This is a genomic window from Butyrivibrio sp. NATIVEDY162 (genome assembly GCF_045999815.1).
Lineage (GTDB): Bacteria > Bacillota > Clostridia > Lachnospirales > Lachnospiraceae > Butyrivibrio.
Map to the genome: position 1 here is coordinate 1 of NZ_CP172573.1, position 24,829 is coordinate 24,829.

A 24,829-nucleotide genomic window follows, 5' to 3' on the forward strand; every position below is an offset into this window, starting at 1 on the left:
AATAGAGGAATAACGAGCTCAAATACCTGTGCCATGTTATGGTTTGACTATATGTGATGAATCGTTCTATGATTAATGAAATCAAAAAGATAATGAAGGATAAAAAATCTTCAAATATTGACATACGCTCGAAAAATATGAAAATTCAGAGGGAGAAAGCATGGCAACACAGGGAGCAGCAAAGGAAAAAACAAAGGATCTGATAAAGGAACCCAGGCAGTTTAATGTGATCATGTTCAATGATGATTTCACCACTATGGATTTTGTGGTGGATGTGCTTGTGGACATTTTTCATAAGGATGATGTTACAGCTCAGTCTATAATGATGAACGTACATAAAAACGGTCAGGCAGTGGTTGGTAAATATCCCTATGACATAGCGAGAACAAAGGTTGACGCTGCGCTCTCAAGAGCAAAAAAAGAGGGATTTCCTTTTAGAATGAGCGTGGAGGAGGCATAATATGAATCTGTCTAAAGAGGCGATGCTCGTTTTGCAGAGCGCAATTGAGTATGCTGCAGAAAAAGGCTATGAATATGTTACGCCGGAGATAATACTGCTGATGATATTAAAAATCTCTGAGTTTGTTGAAGCATATGAGAACTGCGGTGGAGACAAAAAATCACTTAAAAAGAACCTTAAAAAATATATACAGAAATATGTTGAACAATCAAACGGCAAGGAGCCAACACTTTCCACAGGTACTCAGCACATGATCAACTTTGCAGGTCAGAGTGCTTTTGGCAGTGGATGTAATCAGATATATATAAGGCATTTTATTCATGCTATATGGAATCTGGACAACTGCTATGCTGTCTATTATATGGAGCAGGATGGCATTACAGAGGCAGAGCTTTTGCAGGAAATGGCTTATATAGAGGATGAAGTCAGCCCTGATGGCGGAAGCGCTACAACAGGTAACCCCGAGATAAGAGAAGACGCAGGTAACCTTAAGATTTTCGCGCCCTGTTTAAACGATACACTTGAGGATGTGAATCCGCTTATAGGAAGAGAAAATGAGCTTGAGCGTACAATACAGATTCTCTGCAGAAAGGACAAGAACAATCCTCTTCACATAGGAGAACCCGGAGTAGGAAAGACTGCAATCACATACGGACTTGTGGAGAAGCTTAAAAAGGGTGATGTTCCGGATGCCATCAAGGGAGCAAAGATATATGCGCTTGATCTTGGCGGAATGCTGGCAGGAACTCAATATCGCGGCGATTTTGAAAAGCGCTTTAAAAGAGTTCTATCCGAGATAGGAAAAGAAAAAAAGCCGATAATTTATATTGATGAGATTCACAATCTCTCAGGTGCCGGCGCTGTGGGAGAGGGCTCTTTTGATGCATCCAATATGCTTAAACCATATCTTACTGATGGACATATCAGGTTCATCGGGGCTACAACCTTTGAGGAATACAAAAAGTACTTTGAAAAAAATAAGAGTCTTGTCAGACGTTTTCAGAACGTCGAAGTAAAAGAACCATCAGAGGATGAGAGCATACAGATACTTGAAGGACTTAAGGAAAAATACGAGGAATTTCACGGCGTAACTTATGGAAAGGGTGTTCTGGAGTATGCTGTAAGAATGAGCGCCAAATATATTAATGAGAGGTATCTTCCAGATAAAGCCATAGATATCATAGATGAGGCGGGGTCTTACAGAAAACTACATCCTACTGACAAGAGCAGGCAGAAGGTTGATAAAGCGGTAATAAATGAAATTTTGACAAAGATATGCCGAGTGCCTATCGAGACAGTTGAAACTGATGATATGACAGGCCTTTCAACCCTTGAGAGCAGACTAAAGAGCAAAATCTTCGGGCAGGATGATGCCATAGGGCAGGTGGTAAATGCCGTCAAGTTCTCGAAAGCAGGGTTGTCTGAAGAAAATAAGCCTCTGGCGAGCCTTCTGTTTGTAGGTCCTACGGGTGTAGGAAAAACAGAAATAGCCAAGAGACTTGCTGCTGAGCTTGGTGTGAAGCTTATCCGTTTTGATATGAGTGAGTATGGAGAAAAGCATGCTGTTGCAAAGCTTATAGGCTCCCCTGCAGGATATGTAGGCTACGAGGAAGGCGGTATTCTGACGGAGGAGGTAAGGAAAAATCCCTCATCAGTACTACTCCTTGATGAGATTGAGAAGGCTCATCCCGATATATTCAACGTTCTGCTGCAGGTTATGGATTACGCGACACTTACCGATAATCAGGGAAGAAAAGCAGATTTTAGAAATGTTGTTGTTATTATGACCTCAAATGCAGGAGCCAATAAGCTTGGAAAAAGCGGGATAGGCTTTGTCAGTGAAGGCCACGACAACAGTGTTCTCATGGAAGAAGTAAAGAGAGTGTTCCAGCCTGAGTTCAGGAACAGACTTAGCAAGGTTGTTGTTTTTAACAGCATGGATTCAGATATGGCAACTCTTGTAGTCGACAAAAAACTTGATGAACTTAAGGAGCAGCTAAAAGCAAAAAAGATAGAATTTACAGCTGATGAAAGCGCGAAAAAGCTTCTCAAAAAGCGTGGCATAAGCCAGGAATTCGGAGCAAGAGAGGTTGACCGTGTTATAAGAAATGATATTAAACCTCTCTTTGTGGATGAGATATTGTTTGGAAAATTAAAGGATGGCGGAAGACTTGTGCTATCGGCAGAATATGACAGGTTTTCAATTCAAACCGACACTAAGGCGCTCAAGTGAGCGCCTTTTTCTATTTAAAAATAATTGTAAGTATATAAATTTTTAATTGTTATTTCGGAAATAGTTTATTCTTATCATGTTACAATTTACATAGGACTGTATATGTACTTGTATACGTTATTACGCATATATTTTTGTAGATATGAGGGGATAATTCATGAGAAGAGAAAGTCTTGCAAGAAAATTTAGCATTTTGTTTTTCCTGTTTGCTCTTGTCACTATTGTGACTAACGGTGTGATTTCATTCATCAATCAGACACAGTCGTATCATGAGAACTGTGTCAGCAGACTGCATCAGATTACTGCTCATCTGGATAGCCTAATGCAAAAGGAAAATGGCGAATTTGCTAACATAGTAGAATGGCTGGAAGAGCATGACTATAACATAGATGTTCCTGAGAATTTCAGGGATGATATAGATGTCTCTTTGGACGCATATAATTCATATGTTATACAGAATTATGATAACAGGTTTCCAAAGTACGAAGAAATGGATGAGGAAGCTAAGCATCTGTATATCAAGTATGCCTATGAATACTGGCTTGCAGTTTTTCTTGATGCGGCCAAAGAGTACGAACTTGATTATGTATATTATATACGTCCGGTTGAAGGAGAGGACCATACTGTTCATTACCTTATCGACCCTTCACTTTCTACAGTAGAAAATGAAAACGGGGAGAAAATACTCTATATAGGTGACAAGGTATATGAAGATCCGACCAAGCATCCTTATATGTGGAAGACCTGGGAGAGCGGAGAGAGTCTTGACGTAGTTGATTCTATCAATAATGAATACGGATATATGTATACATTTTGCAGACCGATGTATATAGGCGGACAGAAGCTCGGAATGGTTTGTGCTGATACAAGCGTTGACCGTATCAATGGTGAGATAGCACGTTCCGTACTAAGACAGGTTATTGCATCGACTATAGTCTTTGCTGTTGTAACAATCATTCTTTACCAGTTTATGTCTCGTAAGATTCTGAAAAGAATAGAACGTCTTGAGCAAAACATTGAAAAATATTCAGACAGCAAGGACGCTTCCCTTGCAGAGATAATTAAAGAAAACAGTGGTGATAATGATGAAATAGGACATCTGTCAGTAAGCTTTGCCGACATGATAACTGCTCTTGATGACTATATGCTAAACCTCCAGAAGGTTACGAGAGAGAAGGAAAGAATTGGGGCAGAGCTTAATGTAGCTACTCAGATCCAGGCAGATATGCTGCCCAGAATTTTCCCTCCGTTCCCTGACAGGAGAGATATCAATATTTATGCGACTATGACGCCTGCAAAGGAAGTCGGCGGTGATTTCTATGACTTCTTCTTAATAGATGATGATCATCTTGCACTTGTTATCGCAGATGTATCCGGAAAAGGTGTTCCCGCAGCTCTGTTCATGGTAATTGCGAAGACTCTTATCAAGAACCGTGTGCTGATGGGAGAAACACCCGGAGAAGCTCTTGGAAATGTTAATAACCAGCTCTGCGAAGGTAATGACGCTGAACTGTTTGTAACGGTATGGCTTGCAATTATAGATCTGCAGACAGGACACATCTGTGAGGCAAATGCCGGCCATGAATATCCGGCAATACGCAGGGAAAACGGAGAATACGAGTTCTTCAAGACAAAGCATGCACCTGCAGTTGCTACAATGGAAGGACTTAGGTTCAAGGAAAACGAATTTGACCTTAAGCCCGGCGAAAGCATTTTTGTATATACTGACGGTGTTACAGAGGCTACAGACAGCAATAATGAGCTCTATGGAGAGGAGAGACTATTAACAGCCCTTAATAAATATAAGGATGCAAATCCTTCCGAGCTGCTACCGGTTATCAGAAAGGATATTGATGAATTCGTAGGAGAAGCTCCTCAGTTCGACGACATCACAATGCTTGGCTTTACTTACAGAACACCATTCAAGTCTAACACTTCTGAGGATTGAAAATGGCCGATGAACAGTTAATGGATATGAATACAGACTTGAACCTTGCGGAGGATATGGCACTTCGGTGCAGCAGAGAAAATGACACCCTGGCTGCTTATCGCGAAAAAGGTGATATCCTGCTTGATGAATTTTTGGATTTGCAATCAGAAAAGGCATCTCATAACAGGAGCATAAAACCCATCAGAGAACCCGATGATTTTTTTGATGAGATCATAAATATATCATCAAAGAGACTTGGCGAGCAGCATTTATCTGATATCAGAGAGGCTTTAAATACAAAAATCATCTCCACCGCAGATCACCATGGAGCTATGTTTTGTGCTCAGTCATTTCAGGGAGATATTTTGTACTACCATCTTCTAAGGAAAAGTGGTTTTAACAAAAAAGCATTCCCTGTACTGACGGGAGGACAGGTTGAACTTGGAAGTGGCACCTATGCCAGAGGAATCTGTGTTTATGCCAAGGACGAAAAGGAGCTTATGCCTTTTTTCAGAAAGCTTGATCAAAACGTCATGGCAATGAATGCCAGGGCTATCAATCAGGACATGATAGACAAATTTCGAAAGAGATATCTTGAAATGTCTGAGAATAATAACGTTGTACCGGATAGCCTGCATAAGGCTCTTACTGAGATACTGGATAAGGTCTATGAGAATGAAAAGGTACTAAATGCTCCCGATTATGCAACTCAGACGACGATTATAGGTGAAGAGCTATTTTCTCTAATGCATGTACTTGACGGGGCTTTCCCCGTTTATATTGAAGCTGAGGAAGTGGCAAGAGGGCTTCTGGTAAAAGAGCTTAAAGAAGATGATTCTATACTAAGCAGGATTTTATCAGATAAAGGTATTATAAAAAAGCTGCAGGAGATTACGACAAAGGACGGACTTCCATTAGCTGCTCAGCTTTTTGGAACATGTGATGAGAAGGGAAGAAAGGTATTTTTAAAGCTTGATGAAAATGGAGTGCTTTCCGGCAAATCCATGAGCGAAACTGTAATTTCTTTTGATGCATCAAGAGAAAGCCTTATCAGCCTTCTTTTAGAGAAAAAAATATTCACGGGGCTGTTTACGGCAGCAGTTTTATTTGCATTTGAACGCGGGATCACATGGTATGGGGGAATGTTTCAGGCGACATATTTACCTGAGTGGAAGAAGTGCTTTGCAAAACTTCTTAAGGAGTGCGGATATACTAAGGAGGCTGAAAATGTAAACAGCTATGACTGCTCCGGATATATCAGCGGACCAATGTTTGCACTGAGTAACAAGGACGATTGCTCATATCTGGCAGGCCCTGTAGAAATGGTGATGAGTGATGCAGAGCTTCAGAAAATGACCAGGATCATTGAATCCACAAGACTAAATGATTCTCATATTATTGGTCTGTTTGAGATGTATTTGGATTTTGTCCCGAAAAAGGACAGACCGCCCCATTGGTATAAAAATCTGGCAAAGGAAATGAATAAAAAATATACGGAGAATATAATCAATGGATGTATATCATAAAGAAGCCTGGGCAGAAATAAATACCGATGCTATACGGAACAATCTTAAGACAATATCGAAAAAACTCGGTGATAAGGTGGGAATCTGTGCTGTGTTGAAGGCGGATGCCTATGGGCATGGCATAAGAGGAATAAGGAAGTGCTTGTCGAAATGTCCGCATGTCACAATGGTTGCAGTTGGAAAAATGAGCGAGCTTACCACACTTTCATCGCAGCATTATGATGATGGTATTCCCACACTTCTTATCGGAGCGGCTGATCCTGAGGAGATTGAGAGTAAGCTCCAAAATAATAGTATATCAGCCAAAGACAGTATCTTTACACTCTATAAAACGGAATGGATAGACAAGCTTAACAGCATAGGAGAACGCCTGGGAGTTAAAATCAGAATTCATGTAAGGCTGGATAGATACGACTCAGGAATGGGCATCAGCTATGACGACTATACGAGAAATGAGAAGAAGCTGTTTTCATCGGAAAATCTTGATGTTTGCGGACTTTATACACATCTGTACTCGTCATATTCGGATGATGAACAGAGCATAAGGGCAGAACTTGAATATTTTAAAGCCTTTTCAGATAAAATCGATCCGGATTACCGTAAAAACCTGATGGTCCATGCACTTAATTCTTCACTGGTATTCAGATTTCCCGAATACGCATTTGACATGGTGAGAGTAGGAAGCGCCATGTACGGACTGGCGGATAAAAAAGACAGTGACATGCAGTTTGCAATGAAAATATGCGCACGTATTTTTGATGTCAGGGATATAGAAGATGATGTTCCCTTGTCCTATGAGAGTAATTGCAAGCGAAGAGGAAAACGGAAAATAGCAAGAATTATGCTCGGATACTGGGACGCTCCACTTATTTTTACACAGAAGGACGTCAGGGTAAGTATTAACAAGAGGCTATTTTATCCTGCAGATGAGATGTGCATGGATAATTTATGTATAGATATAACAGGTGCTGATGATATAAAAATCGGAGACATAGCGGTTATTCTTGGCGAGGAGGGAGTTAGCGCTTATGAAATTCTTGACAGGAATAATATCTCATATGTTCACGGAGAATGGCTATGTATGACAGCGGGAAGACTGGAGAAATTCTATATATGAAAAAGATGATCCTGGAAAATTGTAGGTTTATTAAGAGAATAACGGCTGTTGCTGTAATGCTTTTTGTATCTGTCTGTATGCTTGGGACAGGCAGAAATATAAAGGGCGTTTTTGGCATGACTGTAAATGCTGCTGAGAATGAAAATACAATAGAGAGCAGTGAACCGGTCATTGCTCCCACAACCAAAAGCGATGGAAGCAAATTCAGAATAGCTTATGTCGATTATGATGAATACCTTCCTGCGAGCCGTCAGTTTTTCTATATCTTAAAAGGGCTTGAGGAGCTCGGCTGGATTAAACAGGACTCGCTTCCGCTTACAATTGAGGACATAGATAATAACAATATGTCCACAAAGCAGATTTATGAAAAGATTCTTACAGCAGATCTTGGAGACTACATAGAATTTGCTGACGATGGTTTTTATTATCTTGGATATGATGATAATGATATGGTTGCGCAGTACCTTAAGGACAAAGCAGGAAATGGAATTGACATGGTAATTACCTTTGGTACGACTCCCGGATTATTCGTGAAGGAGCTGGATTTACCTGTACCCATGATGGACTTTAGTGCGACGGACCCTGTTGCATCGGGAATCATCAAATCCTCATCAGGAGACAGCGGCTATCCCAATGTATGGGCTCATGTAGAACCGTCACCTGTCTTCAGACAGATAAAGTACTATCATTCTATTCAACCGTTCAAAAAACTTGGAATTGTAATTTACGGAGATGAGACTGTTTCAGGTGTCCCTGATATAGAGGCTGCTTCTGAGAGCTTTGGTTATTCTATTGTGAAGGAAAATATCGGTCTTCAGCAAAGAGGAACGCCGGAGCAGCTTGAAAAGTATTACGGCGAAGTAAAAGAGAGAATAGAGAAGGTTTCAGACAGTGGAATAGATGCTTTTTATCTTACAGTCGATCTCATAAATGATCTGTCCATGATAGAGCCACTGATAGAGCCCCTTTATGAGAAGAATATTCCTGTATATATGATGGATGATTCTCAGGCTGTGAAAAATGGCGGACTTATGCTAATAGCAGCTAATGATCTTGAAAATGTTGGAAGGTTTATTGCTAATGCGGCTGCACAGATTTTTAATGGCGCAGAGGCAGGCAAGCTTCCTTGCGTATACAGTAGTGCACCAAGTATCTATGTTAACTTTGGCGTGGCAAAAAGGATTAATTACCCGTTAAGCTTTGAGTTCTTAGCTATTTGTGATGACATTTTCATGTAAGGATGGCGTATGGATAACACTAATAATGCAAAGAAAATTTATTTTATAAGTTTGACTCTCCTTGTTCTTTTTGCAATAAGCTTTGTTGCAACAATGGGCTTTTTGAATTATAAGACAACAGCAATTGAGCTTGAAAAGGAGGCTATTGCAAGAGTAGAAAAGGACAATGTCGCAGGAATAGAGACTGCTGTCAGTTTCGGTAAAAGCTTTGAGAATTACTACGGAATGGAAGACGTATTCAATTCCTTCTCAGAACTGTATCCGGGGCCTGTTCCTTTTGTCATCGACCTGGAAGGAAAACTCCTGTACCTTGCTGATACAAAAAATCCCGAGGTGATAAATGGCTTTCTTGACTCAGCGGAATTTAAAAGGGAGCTTCCCGACTTGTATGACAAGGAAGGGACAGTTATAGAGTCAGGCAGTAATAAGGTTGTCTTTACCAATATTCATAGGGATGAAGAAGTAATAGGATATTTTGGCGCAATTTATCAGGACAAAATGTTCAATAAGAGCTTTAGCAACGTAAGAAGAAGTACCTTGGTACAATCATTAATTATTGCTTTTGTACTGGCAGTTTTTATGTTTACTCTTCTTCTTGCTATGGGTAGAGATAGGACAGAAAATCTGAACAAAGTTACTGAGAGCAGGAATATAAGAAAGATGATCACCATTGTGATGCTCTTTTCCTCTATTCTGGCTGTATCAGTTATGTCAATTTATTCATTCCAAAATGATTACAGAGACAGAATAGAAAAGACTGTAAGAATATCACTTATGAATCTGCAAAATCAGATTGAAAATGTGAGCAGCCAGGGTGTGGACTTGCGAGATGTAGATGGTCTACAGGACTACATAGAAGACAGAATAATGTCTCTTAATACGCTGCATGCTGTAAGTATATCCGAGAAGATTTCGGAAGTAAATGTAACAGATGAGGAATCTGAGATTATTACATTTGCCTTCGGTGGTAAAGATAAAAAGGATTCTATTTTATCTTTGCAGGCTGAAATATCAAATGAGATGGTTGCCAAGGAAATGAGAAGTATTATCATGCTGCTTCTTTCCACGATGATAATCCTCCTTATATTTGTGTTTGAGCTTAACAGCCTGATTGACCTGTCCATAGGTGCCAGAGGGAAAAAAGCAAAGAATATGGACTTTGATGAGAAACAGGTAAGCCTTGCACTAAGATTCACCGGATTTTTGTGCTCAACAGCCGAGTATATGTGCGTGCCCTATGCTGCTATGATGATTCGTTCAGAGGGGACAGCTTTGTTTGGACTTTCTATTGGTCTTACAGCAGCTCTGCCACTTACACTTGAAGGATTATCACAGATGGCAGGAATGCTTGTGCTTCCAAAAATAGTTAAAAAATTAGATATCAAATCTGTTTTAATAGTTTCAACTATAGTTATGACAGCATCTAATTTTGCTGCTTTTGCATTTGGCGGTGCACTTACAATCATCATATGCAGGACAATTGCCGGCTTTGCTTATTCAGGGTTCAAACAGGTTTCTAATTATCTGATAACTCGTGGATACGAAACGGATAAAGGAAGAAGCGACAATATCTCCCAGGACAACGCAGGGCTTCTTGCAGGAGCAACATGCGGAGCAGGTCTTGGTGCTATTCTTTCTGCAAATGCCGGATATGCTATGACATTTTTGCTTTCCGGAATACTGTTTCTGTTTTACCTTGCAGGAACATATTTCCTTATTCCATGGGATGTATTGGCAAAACATAAGGGAGAAGAAGAGGAAGAAAAGCCTGTATCTATCCCATCTATAATCAAAATGTTTACATCCTTTGAGATGATCATGTTCATACTGTTTGTCGCTATACCGCTAAATATCGGGGTAATGCTCTGCGTTACACTTATACCTGCAATTTGTCAGGCTAACGGCACATCTTCCGTAGTTCTGAGTTATTGTTATATAGCTAACGGACTGGCGGGAATTTATATCGGACCTGCACTTGTTTCAAGGGCTAAGGCTAAGTTTGGCCTTCAACCATGTCTGGCTTTTACATTTGCAATCACGGCTTTTAGTATATTCATCTTAAAGCTTCCCATGGTGACTGTAGTGATTATTGTATCAAGTATGATCCTGGGATTTTTGGATGGATTTGGAACACCCATGGCTACAGACAGATTTATGAGTCTTGACGTAGTGAGTAAGGAAGTGGATGAATCCACCGCACTTATTTTCTTCGTAGTGCTGTGTTATGTGCTTCTTAGCTTTGCGCCGATGATAGCAGAGCTTATGCTTCTTCCGGGCGAAGGATTTGCTAATCCTATGATGATCGGAGCTGTACTATATGCGGTAGCAGCTATAGTCATTATGCTTATGCGCAGGAAAAAGGCAAAGGCCTGATGGCCAAATATTTTGTATAAATCATACAATTTTTACCAAAGAAAAACGAAAAAAATGTCCAATTGACACTCATAAACCTCCCCTACTATAATTTATTTTGTTCATTAGGTTAATCGGTTAACGGTACATTAATACGGTTCATAGGGAGGACTTATGAGAAAAAAAGGTAAATGGGGTAAGCGGTTTTTGGCTCTGGGGCTCAGCCTTACATTATTTTCCGGAATGCCAACAGTATCCGGAACAGTGTATGCAGCTGAAAGCGAACCGGAGGTTTCTACATCAGCAGAGGATGAAAATGCAGAAACAGAGCATGATGAAGCTGCTCCCTTAAATGAAGAAAAAGATAATGAAGAGACAGAAGACAACATAGATGTTGAAAAATCTGAAACAGATGAAGTTGGCGAAGTTAAGCCTGAAACAGAAGAAGATGGCGAAGCTAAGCCTGAAACAGATGAAGACGACGAAGCAAAGCTTCAAGCAGACATGGATAACGAAGATGGTTCAGAGGATCAGACTCAGATTCAGAACGAAGATACAGAAGACGCAAACGACCCTGTACTGAAGGCAACATCATTTGATGATGAAGAAGAACAGATCGTAATTCTCAATGCTGATGATGAAACTGAAAGCAGGAAAAAGGAAGTTCTCGCAAAACAAAAAGAGAGGGCTTACACTGATGGAAACAAGAATGATTCCGCAAATGTAAACAGGTCATCAATTCATGATGGTACTATACTTCATGCATTTTGCTGGAATTTTGATACTATAACAGCACACATGGAAGAAATTGCGAATGCAGGTTTTACTGCAATTCAGACATCTCCCATTAACGAAGTAATAGCAACTCATCCCGCACTTACACTGACAGGAGAGGGCCAGTGGTATTATCACTATCAGCCTACAGACTGGACTATCGGTAATTACCAGCTTGGAGACAGAGAAGGCTTCAAGGCAATGTGTGATGCAGCTGATGAGTATGGAATAGGTGTAATTGTTGATATTCTTCCTAACCACACCACACCTACAACAAGTGAGATTTCCAAGAACATGCTGGATGCTGTAGGCGGAATTGAAAATCTCTACCACAAGGGTAAAAACAGCAACATGAACTACAGCGACCGTCTGTCAGTAACCTATGATGACATGGGCGGTCTTCCGGATGTTGACACTGAGAATGATGACTTTAAGGAATATTTCTATGCTTACCTTGAGGACTGCATTAACTGTGGCGCTGACGGCTTCAGAATTGACACAGCCAAGCATATAGCCCTTCCTGATGATGCTGTTTCAAGTGCCTATGAGGGACAGGAAGACAGAAATAACTTCTATCCTGATATGGTTAGCGCTCTTAACAGCTATGCTATGGAGACAGGTAAGAAGAGCTATGACAATCTTTTCGTATACGGTGAAGTTCTTCAGGGAGCTGCGTCAAGACTGCCTGCATATCAGCAGTATATAGGCGGAACTACTGCCAGCAATTATGGAAGCGCCATCAGATCTGCTCTTGCAAATGATAACTTTGCAGTTGCCAGAGTATCAGATTATGGAATTGCAGACGAGGACCCTTACAAGGCAGATGCAGATAAGCTTGTAACCTGGGTAGAATCACATGATAACTACATAAATGATACTTCATACACATCCATAAATGACAGTGATACTGTACTTGGATGGGCTGTAATTGCAGCAAGAAAAGACGGAACACCTCTTTTCTTCTCAAGACCCAATAACAGTTCTAAGGACAATCCGTTTGGTGACAATATTCTTGGACCTACAGGTAATAATCTGTATAAATCTGCTGAGGTTACAGCTATTAACTTCTTTAGAAGAGATATGGCAGGAAAGGATGAAGTTCTTTCAAATCCCGGAAATGATAAGCACCTTATCATGATCGAGAGAAAAGATGAAGGCGCTGAGGTTTCTGACGGAGCGGTTCTTGTTAACTCTGCTTCAAAAGCAACCAGTGTACAGGGAAAGACAACTCTTGCAGATGGAACATATGTAAATGCAGTTGAAGGTAAAGATGACATTTTCATTGTCAGAGAAGGCAATATCAGTGGTGTCATTCCTGCAGAATCAGTAGTAGTGCTTAAGGACAGGGCTGAGAGCACATTTACAACAGTACATTTTTACAACTCAAAGAACTACAGCAATGTACAGGCTAAGGTTTCAGGAAGTGATGAAATTCTTTCAGGTATAGATGAAAATGAAGGATGGTTCAGATTCTATGTTCCTTCAGATGACTTCACCATTACTTTTGGCGATGGAACAGCTTTTGATGGCTATTCATATAGCATAAGTGGTGGAAAAGAAAGCTATATTGCACCTGATACAGATAAGATATTTGATTCTCCCATGGCCATGGAAGCTGCTCTTGGAATTAAGACAGAGTCTGTATATTTCTTCAATACCCAACTGTGGGAAGACGTAAAGGCATATGCATGGTTTGAGGATGGAACAGAAGTAGCAGGAGGCTGGCCCGGAAAGAGTACAACTGATATCGGTGAGTACTGGATCAGAGCAGATTTCAAGGTGCCGGAAAATAATAATGATGCCATCAATGTTATCTTTAACAACGGCACATCACAGACACAGGATATCAAAATTGATGACGAAAAAATCTACATTGCAATGAACGAAGAACAGTCATCAGGAAGCAAGACAGTTACAAAATATGCTTCAAAAGAAGCTGCAGAAGAAGCTCTTGGCATTTCTGCAAACAAGACCACGGTTCATTTCTATAACAGGGATAACTGGGAAAAAGTTTATGTTCACATGTGGGAAGCTTATAGTACAGGAGAATGGCCTGGCATTCCTGCAACAGATGAAGGCGATGGCTGGTGGGAAATTGTTATTCCTACAGGAACAGGATCTGACTTCAACATCATCTTTAACAGTGGTGATGGCAAACAGACAGACAACTTAAAGGTAACAGATATTACAAAGAGATATATCGCTGACAATAAGAATTTCTCTTCAAAAGAAGCCGCACTTAAGAAAATCTCCGGAGTAGTGGAATATAAGCCCGTATATTACTATGATGATAATGAATGGGCGGATGTTTACGCATATATCTGGGGTGGAACAGACAACGCTTACAATAATATTCTGGGTGCATGGCCGGGAACTAAGATGACAAAGGAAGCTAACGGCTTCTACAGTGTTAATGTTCCTGAAGAAGTTCTTGAAGACGGTGAGGTTCACCTTATCATAAACAACAATGATGGAACTCAGCTTGGCGACAAGATGATAAGAAACATTACAAATGTTTATTTCAACACCACCGATACAGAGGGCTATGCTACAGAAAAGGATGCTCTTGGGGATAGAGATGTTACTCTGCCTGATGCAGGTGATAGCAACCCTTCAGAAGGCGGTAATACAGAACCCGGTGAAGGTAATACCGGTTCTGATGACAAGCCTTCAGGCTCAGAAGAAAATACAACAGCTCCTGAGGATAAGACACCTACAGTTGCAGAACCTGAAAAGCAGACTGACACAAAGGAAAAAACAGTAGCAGTAACAGGTGTAAGTATTGAAGGAAAGACTATAAAGATTGGAAAAGGCGGAAAATATCAGCTTGTTGTCAATGTTGTTCCCGCAGATGCTACAAACAGTGATGTTACTTTTATCAGTGAAAACAGCAAAATTGCCACAGTATCTGCAAGTGGCTTGGTTAAGGCTAAGAAAAAAGGTACAACAAAGATCACAGTTACTACAAAAGATGGTGGCTTTAAGGCTTCCGTTAAGATCAAGGTAACAGATCCTGTTAAGGTTAAATCAGTTAAGCTTAACAAAAAGAGTAAGACTCTTAAGACAGGTGCGTCATATACCCTAAAGGCTACAGTTAAACCCAAGGATGCCACAAAAAAGGACGTTACATGGAAGAGCAGTAACAAGAAGGTTGCAGTAGTTGATGAAAACGGTAAGGTTACTGCAAAGGGCAAGGGTACAGCTGAGATTACGGTTAAGACAAAGGATGGCAAGTATACAGCTACCTGCAAGATTAAAGTGAAATAAGAATCACGGATAGTATATGATATTTATAAGTCTCCGGCCATTAGTTCAATGGCCGGAGATTTTTTACATTTACTTTTATGAAAAACATTTTAACTAAGTATTTTCCTTTGATGTAAAATCGTACTTGACACTATTTACAGAATTTATGTATAGTTAAACATAGGTTAATCGTTAAACTATTTCGAGTAGATTGGAGCAAAAATGAATCTTAAAACCATTGCTAAGCTTGCAGGTGTCAGTACTGCAACGGTTTCTAATGTCATAAACGGCAATTTTCATAAAGTATCTGAAGAAACCAGAAGAAAAGTAGAAAAAATTATAAAAGAGTCAAACTATAAGCCAAATGTCATGGCGCGGTCTCTCGCTAAAAAGGAAAGTCATCTGATAGGTGTTGTAGTTCCTTATCTTGGTAAAGATGAGGATTTTTTTACTAATCCATATAATGCACATATTATCGCTGCTTTGGAGCGCTACGTAAGACAGCATGATTACTACATTATGCTTAGATGCGTGGGATATCCGGGTGAGATCATTCCGTTATTGTCCTCCTGGAATGTGGACGGGGCGTTTTTCCTTGGGGTTTACAAGGAGGAAGTGAAGGAAATAAGGGAGCGGATTGAAATACCCATGGTGTTCATAGACACCTATGCACCCGGTGAACCTATAGTTAACATTGGTATAGAGGACTACAGAGGCGGATATCTGTCTGCCAAGTATCTCATAGGGAAAGGACATAAAAAGCTGGCCCTGGTTGCACCTAAGATAAACGGTGAGGGCGTTATAAAGGAAAGGCAGCAGGGATTCATAGATGCCTGCAATGAGAGCAAGATAAAGTTCAACCCCAATTCGGATATTTACACCTGCGATTCTATATACAGCAGGGCAGTTGAGGTAGGGCAGGACCTTGTATTTTCAAACAACGGCTACACAGCTGTTGCAACTATGTCGGACATTGTTGCTTATGGCGTGATAGAGGGACTGTCACAGTGCGGAATCAGAGTCCCTTTTGATATGTCGGTTGTAGGTTTTGATAACCTTCCTGACTGTGATGTTATGACGCCTAAGCTCACATCAGTAGCTCAGGACTTTGTCTGGAAGGCTGAAAAGGCAGGGGAATATTTATTCAGAATGATTGGCGGAGAGAAGGATCTTGTGGCAGACATCAGACAGCCGATCAGAGTATGTGAGAGACATTCTGTAAGGAATCTTCTTGACTAAATAATGATGGCGGGTGTGCCTTGTTGAATCAGAACAGGCGCATCAGCCATTTTATGTTTTTCTTTTATTTATTCTAAAAAATAGTTAATCGAATAACATTAATTTACAAAATAATCAATTGTGCAAAATCCCCAACTTTTTAAAAACAGAATTATTAAAAGTATAGAAAAGGTGAATGATAGGTTGACCGATTAACCAAGCTGATGTATATTCTAGTAAACCGATTAACCAACAGGCAAAAATTAGTAAAACAAAGTATTACAAAGGCAAAACAGGAGGAAAAAGAAATGAAATTGAAAAAGTTAGGAGCACTTATGATGACTACTGCTATTACAGCAGGTGCTCTTGCAGGATGCGGCAGCAGTTCAAATGGCGCAGCACAGAACCAGAGCTCAGCTACGGAGACAGCTGACAGCACTGCATCAGCAGATGCAGCTGAGAGCACAGAGACAGCTGAAGCTACAGAAAGCACAGAAACAACTGCTGAGGCAGAGGACGTTAACCTCAAGATTTGGGTTCCTGAAGAAGAGGTTGATATAACAGACCAGATGGTTAAGAACTTTGACGCAGAGCATGATGAGTTCAACATCACATATGAGATTGCAGTAGTAGGTATTGACGAAGCTCCTGCTAATCTTGAGACAGATGCAGATACTGCAGCAGATATCTTCTACACACCTTCAGGCGGCGTAGCTGATCTTGCAGGAAAGGGTCTTATCCTTCCCATCACAAAGGATTTTGATACTTTAGCAGCTGATCTTCCGGAGAGCGCATTAAATGCTGTTACAGTTGATGGCCTTACATATGCAGTTCCTTTCTCACCTAATACATATTTCATGTATTACAACAAGGATCTTCTCACAGAGGATGAGGTAAAGAGCCTTGATACAATAATGGCTAAGGATCTTGGCGATGGCATGTACAATTTCTCAACACAGATCACAAACTCATGGTACATCGAGAGCTTCTTCCTTGGAAACGGATGCACACTTTTCGGAGCTGATGGAAAAGATCCCAGTGACTGCTCCTTCAATGATGCTAACGGCCTTGCAGCAGGTGAGTACGTTATCGATCTTGCAACAAATCCCAAGTATCTTGAGGACAAGGACGGCGTAGGCGGATCAGCATTCAAGGAAGGAAAGCTTGGTGCAGTAACATCAGGAGCATGGAGCGCACCTGAGTTCAGAGAGGCACTTGGTGACAGCCTTGGAGCAGTAGCACTTCCTACAGCTAACATCGGCGGCAAGGACGTTCAGCTTTCTAACTTTGTTGACTTTAAGACAATCACTGTTAAGTCAAACACAGCTCATCCTCTTGCTGCTCAGCAGCTTGCAGTTTATATGGCAAATCCTGATAACAGTCTTCTCAGATACAAAGAGCAGGGCGATGTACCGGTTCTTAAGTCTCTTGCAGACAGCGATGAGATCAAGAATGATATCGTATCAAGCGCACTTAACGATCAGGCAGCACTTGCTACAAACCAGCCCAGCATCACAAAGATGGGTGACTACTGGGATCCTGCAGCAGCACTTGGTGAAGGTATCTACAGCGGAGAGATCACAAAGGATAACCTTCAGGCACAGCTTGATGCACTTGTAGACAGCATCACAGGTACACTTACAGAGTAATGCTAACGGATTAGATTCGTTAAAAAAGAACTGTTATTTTAGATGGGGCTGCAGCTTGCAGCCCCAAATTTAAGCATGGAGCTTGTTATGAATACAGAATTCAAAGATAGAAATTTGATAACGATTTTTACCAAAGGAGATATCTTTTCAAAACTCTCCTATCTTATATGCGGTTTGGCTAACATCAGATATGGTCAGGTCATAAAGGGTCTTTTGTTTTTCCTTCTTGAAATTGCATATATTGTTTTTATGTTTGTAAAGGGCGCAGGACTTTTACACAACCTCTCTACTTTGGGAGATAACGTGCAGGGCATGGCCTTTAATGAAACTCTTGGAATTTATGAGATGCAGCAGGGTGACAACTCAATGCTGATCCTCCTTTCCGGTGTAGTTGCAATAGTTGTGACAATAGCCTTCATAGCAGTTTGGGCCTTTTCTATTTTTTCCGGTGAAACTGCAAGAGCAAATCATGCAGCAGGACGCCATATCAATAACTTTATTCAGGATGTAAAGAGCCTTACAAATGAGAATGTTCGTTTCCTGCTTCTCTCAGTTCCGGTTGCAGGACTTTCAATATTTACAGTAATGCCTCTGATCTACATGATTCTTATGGCATTTACCAACTATGATTCAGAGCATCAGCCTCCGGGAAATCTGTTTGACTGGGTTGGAATAGAGAATTTCAGAACTCTTCTTGCAACAGGGGACAGACTTCGTGCAACATTCTGGCCCGTACTGGGTTGGACACTTGTATGGGGATTTCTTGCTACCTTCACATGTTATTTTGGAGGAATGATCCTTGCGATGATCATCAATTCCAAGGGAATTAAATTCAAGAAATTCTGGAGAACGATTTTTGTTTTCACAATGGCAATTCCTGCATTCATTTCACTTAGAGTTGTATCAACAATGCTAGGTGAGAGAGGAATTATAAATGTTCTTCTGCAGCAGTGGGGCTTTACAAAAACAGCACTGCCGTTCCTTACAAATGCCACATGGGCAAGAGTATCGGTTATAGCTGTTAACTTCTGGATAGGTGTTCCTGTAACTATGCTTATGGTTAGCGGAATTCTCATGAATATCCCGGGTGAACTTTATGAGAGTGCAAAGATTGACGGAGCAGGTCCTTTTACAATTTTCAGAAAGATAACCTTCCCGTATATGTGGTTTGTTACAACACCTTATATAATTTCAAACCTCATCGGTAACTTTAATAACTTCAATACAATTTACTTCCTGACAGCAGGTGAGCCTCATACACTGACCTACTACAAGGGCGCAGGCAAAACTGACCTTCTTGTGACATGGCTCTACAAACTGACAAAGGATAGTAACGATTACAACCTGGCAGCGACTATCGGTATTTTGATATTCATTCTGTCAGCAACATTTACACTTATTTCGTTCTCAAGATCAAATGCAATGAAAAATGAGGAGGGATTCCAGTAATGAAAAAAATAGTAATAGGATTAAATCTTGCTCATTTTCTTAAGGCAATTGCAGGAGTGTTTATAGTATTTGCAAGCCTTTTTCTTCCCTTTATTTCAAGAGAAGGAGAAAGAACATCAATGGTAGGAACTGCACTTAAGCTTATTAATGCTGAAAGTGCCTCTCCGATAGCATTTTCCATATATGCAGCAGTAGTACTTGCTGTGCTGTCTTTTGTCCTTGGAGTATTTAGTTATTTTAAGACATCAGTTTTCGGAATGAAGCTGTGGCAGTGCATCCAGGTGTTCTCAACAATTTTCTTCACACTGACACTTTTTGCAAGCAAGAATATCCTTGAAGCATCAGGGATCATGAGCGGCTTTTTTGTGAAAGATTTCGGAATCGGATTCTGGATTGGACTTGTGGCATCATATGTCGGACTTGTGTATCTGATGAAAACAACCCAGACTAATACCGGATACATCGTTTTGACAATACTTGGAATAATCTGGATGTTCCCTATTCTCTGGATTGTGCTTACAGCACTTCGAGCTGAGCAGGGTTATTATGTAGGTTATTTCTTCCCTCATAAGCTTACATTACAGAACTTTGTAAATCTGTTTGGAAATGAGAGTGTACTTCCTTTTAAAAAGTGGTGGCTCAATACTTTCATAGTTGCAATATGCAGCTGTGTAATAAATACCATGATAGTTCTTGCTACGGCATTTGTACTTAGCCGAACAAGGTTTAAGGGCAGAAAAGGATTTATGAATATATTGATGATCATCGGTATGTTCCCCGGATTCATGTCACTTATCGCAGTTTACAATATCCTTAAGGGACTTGGGTTGAATCAGTCTATCCTCGCACTTATCATTGTTGGTGCCGCAGGTGCTGCCATGGGTTACCATGTGAGCAAGGGATTTTTCGATACAATTCCGAAGGCTGTAGATGAAGCTGCGATCATTGATGGCGCTTCCAGACTCCAGATATTTATACATATTATTCTTCCCCTCTCGAAGTCAATAATTGTATATACAGTTCTTGGAAGCTTCCTTGGAGCATGGTCTGATTATATCTTCCCCAGCATGCTCTTTGGCGATAAGCAGAGCTCATACACAGTAGCGGTAGGTCTGTATTGGCTGACTGACTTTAGACGAATTGATACCTACTATACACAGTTTGCAGCAGGTGCGGTTGTTGTTGCACTTCCTATCGTAATCCTGTTCATATGGCTTCAGAGATTTTATGTTGAGGGTCTGTCAGGTTCCGTAAAGGGATGATGATCCTTACTTATCAGTAATTCAGATTGAGGAGTATATCTATGAAAAATTGGCCGGATAGCATTTATAGTGATGGCACATTGGGGTTTGTCTCAAATATGACACCTACCCTTGGTGACAAGGTCTTTGTATCTGTAAGGATGTACAAGGACTCTCCTGTTACACATGCATTTGTCCGAAAGGTGACAAACGGGGCAGAACAGTATATCGAGATGGAAAAGGGAGAGATTTGTAATGACCTTGTTTATTACAAGGCTGAGATTGAGATAAATGAACCCACAGTAAAATACATTTTTGTTTTGGCTACTAAGGATACAATTTATTACTACAACAGGGAGGGGTATAAGACCTATATACCAGATTATCGTCACGATTTTGTTATTCTGGCCGATCATCATAGACCGGACTGGGTAAACGGAGCTGTTTTCTATCAGATCTTTCCCGAGAGATTTTGGAATGGTGACAAAGAAAACGATGTTAGGACAGGTGAGTATGAATACAATGGGAAAAAGAGTATTCGTATGGATAACTGGAATGAAGTACCGCTCTCTCCGGATAAGGGCAGGGCTGTGGATTTTTACGGCGGTGACCTCCGGGGGATAAAGGAGAAAATCCCTTATTTAAAAGAGCTGGGTGTAACTGCGATTTATCTTAATCCAATTTTTACGGCATATTCAACTCATAAGTATGACTGCATAGATTATTTTCATGTTGATCCGCACTTTGGCGGCGATGAAGCATTGGCAGAATTGTCCGAAGCGCTTCATGAAAACGATATGAAGCTGGTACTTGATATTTCCATAAATCATACAGGAATAATGCATCCCTGGACAAAAGAGAAGGAAAATCTGTATTTCAAAAATCCGGATGGATCTCTTAAGGGATGGGCAGGTTTTTCTTCGCTTCCTGTGCTTGATTACAGGAATGAAGAGCTTAGAAAAATAATATATAAGGATGAAGATTCAGTTCTTAGAAAATGGCTTAAGCCTCCCTACAATATAGACGGCTGGCGCTTTGATGTGGCAGATGTTCTGGCAAGAAATGATGACGTTCAGCTTGCTGATGAAGTGTGGAAAGAGGTGTGCAGTGCCATAAGGCAGGAAAAAGAGGACGCCATAATTATAGGTGAACACTGGGCGGATTGTAATGAATATCTTCAGGGAGACCTCTGGAATACACCTATGAATTATTACGGATACGGAAGAATAATAAGGCAGTTTGCAGGGCTTCCCGAACTTTTTATATCAAGATGCGAACCACTTGCTGCGGTGGATTATCAGATGACGGCTAAGGACGTCGTTAACAGAACTAATGACCACTACAACACTCTTCCGCAGGTTATCGCTGATTGCCAGATGAACCTCTATGACAGCCATGATGTTCCAAGAGTACATAACTATGAGTGCATCAGTTTTGAAAAATGGAAACTGGTTGCAACATCGCAGCTTCTGTTTACAGGAATTCCTTGTATATATTATGGCGACGAACTTGGAATAGACGGTTATGTGGAGCATGATGCGGGATTCAGATATCCCATGTGCTGGGACCGCGATGACGATGTAAGCAGAAAGCATTTTAAGGTTTATAAGACTATAACAGGACTTAGAAGAGAGAAAAAGGCTTTCGCAGAGGGCGGAAGAAAGGTCCTGTTTGCAGATGGAAGAATTCTTGTAGTAGCAAGATTTTTTAAGGATGAAATGTATCTTGGAATCTTGTCCATGGAGGATAAGAGCAGGACCATACGTATACCTGTGTGGGAGATTGGTGCTGCGCAGCCTGCAAGTGACAAAGACAAATTTGGAGATTCAATAAAATGGAGCGTAGATGATGGGGATCTTATAGTAGAGGTTCCTGCCTATGCATCATACATTTTTGAGGTGAAATAATAATGAAGAAGAGCAATATGGTAAAGGGCGATAAGTTCAGGATAACCGTTCTGACAGAAAGACTAATAAGACTTGAATATCAGGAAGAGGGGTTATTCGAAGACAGATATACTTTCAAAGTTGTTAACAGAGATTTTCCAAAGTGCTCTTTTATAAACACTGACAGTGAAAAAGGGCTTACAATTGAGACTTCATATTTAAAACTTTCTTATGATAAAGAGGCGTTCTCCACTGTGGGACTTACTATTGAACTCAAGGAAAGCGGCAATGTATGGCACTATGGCATGGGTTATGCTAATGGTGACAGGAATCTTAGAGGAACAGCAAGAACTCTTGACGGAGCGGATGGTCCTATAGATCTTGAGGGCGGTATTTTCGGAAGAAACGGTTATGCTGTTATGGATGACAGTGAGGCGTATGTTTTTGAAGATGTGAATGGTACTACTGAAATCAGCACGAAGAAAACAAAGGGAATAGATATATATTTCTTCGGCTATGGTGAAGACTACTACGGAGGTCTTAAGGACTTCTATAGGCTTAGCGGCAAGACTCCTATGATTCCCCGCTATGCGCTTGGCAACTGGTGGAGCAGATACTATAGATACACTGAAGAATCCTATAACGAAGTGTTAAATAAGTTCGAGCAGGAAGAGATACCTCTTTCTGTTGCAGTTATTGATATGGACTGGCATCTTACTGATATTGATCCAAAATATGGAACAGGATGGACAGGTTATACCTGGAACAAGGAGCTTTTCCCGGATCCTGCAAGATTTCTGGGGGGACTTCATGATAGAGGGCTTCATACAACTTTGAACCTTCATCCTGCGGATGGAATCAGAGCCTTTGAAGATATGTATGAGAATGTTGCTAAAAGGCTTGATCTTGATACCGAAAAGGAAGAGGGCTCAGGATTTGATTTTGGAGATCCAAAATTCAGACAGGTTTACTTCGAAGAAGTTATGAATCCTTATGAAAAAATGGGAGTTGATTTCTGGTGGATAGACTGGCAGCAGGGAACAGGTGACGGACCGGATGCTGTTGACCCGCTCTTTTTATTAAACCATTATCACTATAAGGATCAGGAAGGCAGAAATGTGCGTCCCATGATCTTTTCCAGGTATGCAGGCCCAGGAAGCCACAGATATCCAGTAGGTTTTTCAGGGGATACCAAGATGACCTGGAGAAGCCTTGAGTTTCAGCCCTTTTTCACAAGTAATGCATCCAACATCGGCTACGGTTTCTGGAGCCATGATATAGGCGGACACATGCTTGGTGAAAAGGATCTTGAGAGACTTACAAGATGGATCCAATTTGGCGTGTTCTCACCCATTATGAGACTTCACAGCAGCAGTAGCGCATTCCTGAACAAAGAGCCCTGGGTAATTGATGAGCCATATCGCAGAGTAATGGGCAACTTTATGAGATTAAGACATGCCATGATCCCTTATATGTATTCTGAGATATACAAGGGGCATAAAGAGGACAGACCCCTGATAAGACCTATGTATTACGGCATTGTCGGAGAAGACATGAAGGATGGTGAAAAGGCTTATTCAGTTCCTCACGAGTACTATTTTGGTGATCTTATGGCGGTAGGTGCAATTACAGAGCCTGAAAATAAGGAGCTTAGACTTGCACCTGTAAATATGATAGTTCCGGACGGAAGATGGTATGACCTTTTAACCGGAAGAATATACAAGGGCGGCTTCACCAGAAAACTTTACAGAACAATAAATGAGATACCTGTTTTGCTCAGAGCCGGCAGCATTATCCCTATGAACCGTAGTGATAAAAAGAACGGTGTAGAGAATCCTGATAGTATGAAGCTCTGCATAGGTGCAGGTAAGAATGGTGAGTATGAGCTGTATGAGGATGATGGCATCAGCATGGATTTTGAAAAGGGTGCATATGCCACTACCAAATACAAGGTGTTCTATTATGAACATGATGAAAAGAAAAACGATGGTCAGTGCAACTCTGATAAGATGACTGTATCTATCTGCTCGGCCGAAGGAGACTTGTCACTTATTCCCGAAAAGAGGGACTATGAACTTTGCATCTACGGAGTAGAGCCTTGCTGTGGCACTGAAGACGTTATAAGAATAAATACCAATATAAATAATGCCTCAGAGCTCAAGGGAATATATGATTCTGAAAAGAAAACCCTGACTGTAGAAGTAAAGGGTGTTGCTTCAGAGGATGGCGTAGAGATAGCAGTGTCCAATATTGCACTTGCTAAAAATGATAAGCATAAGCAGGTATTTGATATTCTTGAGAGAGCATGGATAGAGACCGTTACCAAGGATATTATCTACTCTGCCTTAAAGGCTAAGAGCGATGATGAGTTTTTGAAGTGGCTTTCTGAATTTGATACATCAGAAGTTATGAAGGATGCAATAAGAGAAGTTTATATGGACTGAAGTATTTAGGGAAAAGGAGGCTGTTACTTCCGGAGGATTTAATTTTTGATAAATCATATCCGAGAG

Annotated in this window: 14 protein-coding genes; all 14 read left to right on the forward strand. The window is 40.8% G+C overall.

Annotation, left to right across the window (positions count from 1 at the left end; translation table 11 throughout):
- Positions 1-160 precede the first annotated feature (160 nt).
- The 14 genes from ACHCNF_RS00005 (at position 161) to ACHCNF_RS00070 (ending at position 24,763) form a co-directional block, all read left to right on the forward strand.
- Entirely contained in the window at positions 161-460 is a 300-nt protein-coding gene (locus ACHCNF_RS00005) for an ATP-dependent Clp protease adaptor ClpS (RefSeq protein ID WP_408070751.1), read from the forward strand.
- A 1-nt stretch (position 461) separates the two neighbouring features.
- Positions 462-2,693 (forward strand): AAA family ATPase, encoded by a 2,232-nt coding sequence (locus tag ACHCNF_RS00010; RefSeq protein WP_408070752.1) that lies wholly within the window; start codon positions 462-464, stop codon positions 2,691-2,693.
- 157 nt (positions 2,694-2,850) lie between these two features.
- Entirely contained in the window at positions 2,851-4,641 is a 1,791-nt protein-coding gene (locus tag ACHCNF_RS00015) for a PP2C family protein-serine/threonine phosphatase (protein WP_408070753.1), read from the forward strand.
- 2 nt (positions 4,642-4,643) lie between these two features.
- Positions 4,644-6,149: a hypothetical protein gene (locus tag ACHCNF_RS00020; RefSeq protein WP_408070754.1), complete on the forward strand. Its 1,506-nt coding sequence runs from the start codon at positions 4,644-4,646 to the stop codon at positions 6,147-6,149.
- Entirely contained in the window at positions 6,133-7,266 is a 1,134-nt protein-coding gene (locus ACHCNF_RS00025; RefSeq protein WP_408070755.1) for an alanine racemase, read from the forward strand. The genes ACHCNF_RS00020 and ACHCNF_RS00025 overlap by 17 nt, the downstream gene beginning before the upstream one ends.
- Complete coding sequence (locus ACHCNF_RS00030; RefSeq protein WP_408070756.1) at positions 7,263-8,504, forward strand: ABC transporter substrate-binding protein; 1,242 nt, start codon at positions 7,263-7,265, stop codon at positions 8,502-8,504. The genes ACHCNF_RS00025 and ACHCNF_RS00030 overlap by 4 nt, the downstream gene beginning before the upstream one ends.
- Before the next feature lie 9 nt (positions 8,505-8,513).
- Positions 8,514-10,877, forward strand: coding sequence for an MFS transporter (locus ACHCNF_RS00035; protein ID WP_408070757.1), 2,364 nt, complete (start codon positions 8,514-8,516; stop codon positions 10,875-10,877).
- Positions 10,878-11,030: 153 nt separating this feature from the next.
- Complete coding sequence (locus ACHCNF_RS00040) at positions 11,031-14,897, forward strand: starch-binding protein (protein WP_408070758.1); 3,867 nt, start codon at positions 11,031-11,033, stop codon at positions 14,895-14,897.
- Positions 14,898-15,098: 201 nt separating this feature from the next.
- Positions 15,099-16,115, forward strand: coding sequence for a LacI family DNA-binding transcriptional regulator (locus ACHCNF_RS00045; RefSeq protein WP_408070759.1), 1,017 nt, complete (start codon positions 15,099-15,101; stop codon positions 16,113-16,115).
- A 287-nt stretch (positions 16,116-16,402) separates the two neighbouring features.
- Entirely contained in the window at positions 16,403-17,743 is a 1,341-nt protein-coding gene (locus ACHCNF_RS00050) for an extracellular solute-binding protein (protein ID WP_408070760.1), read from the forward strand.
- Between the two features lie 87 nt (positions 17,744-17,830).
- Positions 17,831-19,192, forward strand: a complete 1,362-nt coding sequence (locus tag ACHCNF_RS00055; protein ID WP_408070761.1) for a carbohydrate ABC transporter permease — start codon at positions 17,831-17,833, stop codon at positions 19,190-19,192.
- On the forward strand, positions 19,192-20,454 hold the full coding sequence (locus tag ACHCNF_RS00060) for a sugar ABC transporter permease (RefSeq protein ID WP_408070762.1): 1,263 nt from the start codon (positions 19,192-19,194) through the stop codon (positions 20,452-20,454). The genes ACHCNF_RS00055 and ACHCNF_RS00060 overlap by 1 nt, the downstream gene beginning before the upstream one ends.
- A gap of 41 nt (positions 20,455-20,495) precedes the next feature.
- Positions 20,496-22,340, forward strand: coding sequence for an alpha-amylase family glycosyl hydrolase (locus ACHCNF_RS00065; RefSeq protein ID WP_408070763.1), 1,845 nt, complete (start codon positions 20,496-20,498; stop codon positions 22,338-22,340).
- A gap of 2 nt (positions 22,341-22,342) precedes the next feature.
- Positions 22,343-24,763, forward strand: a complete 2,421-nt coding sequence (locus tag ACHCNF_RS00070; RefSeq protein WP_408070764.1) for a glycoside hydrolase family 31 protein — start codon at positions 22,343-22,345, stop codon at positions 24,761-24,763.
- Positions 24,764-24,829: the final 66 nt, after the last annotated feature.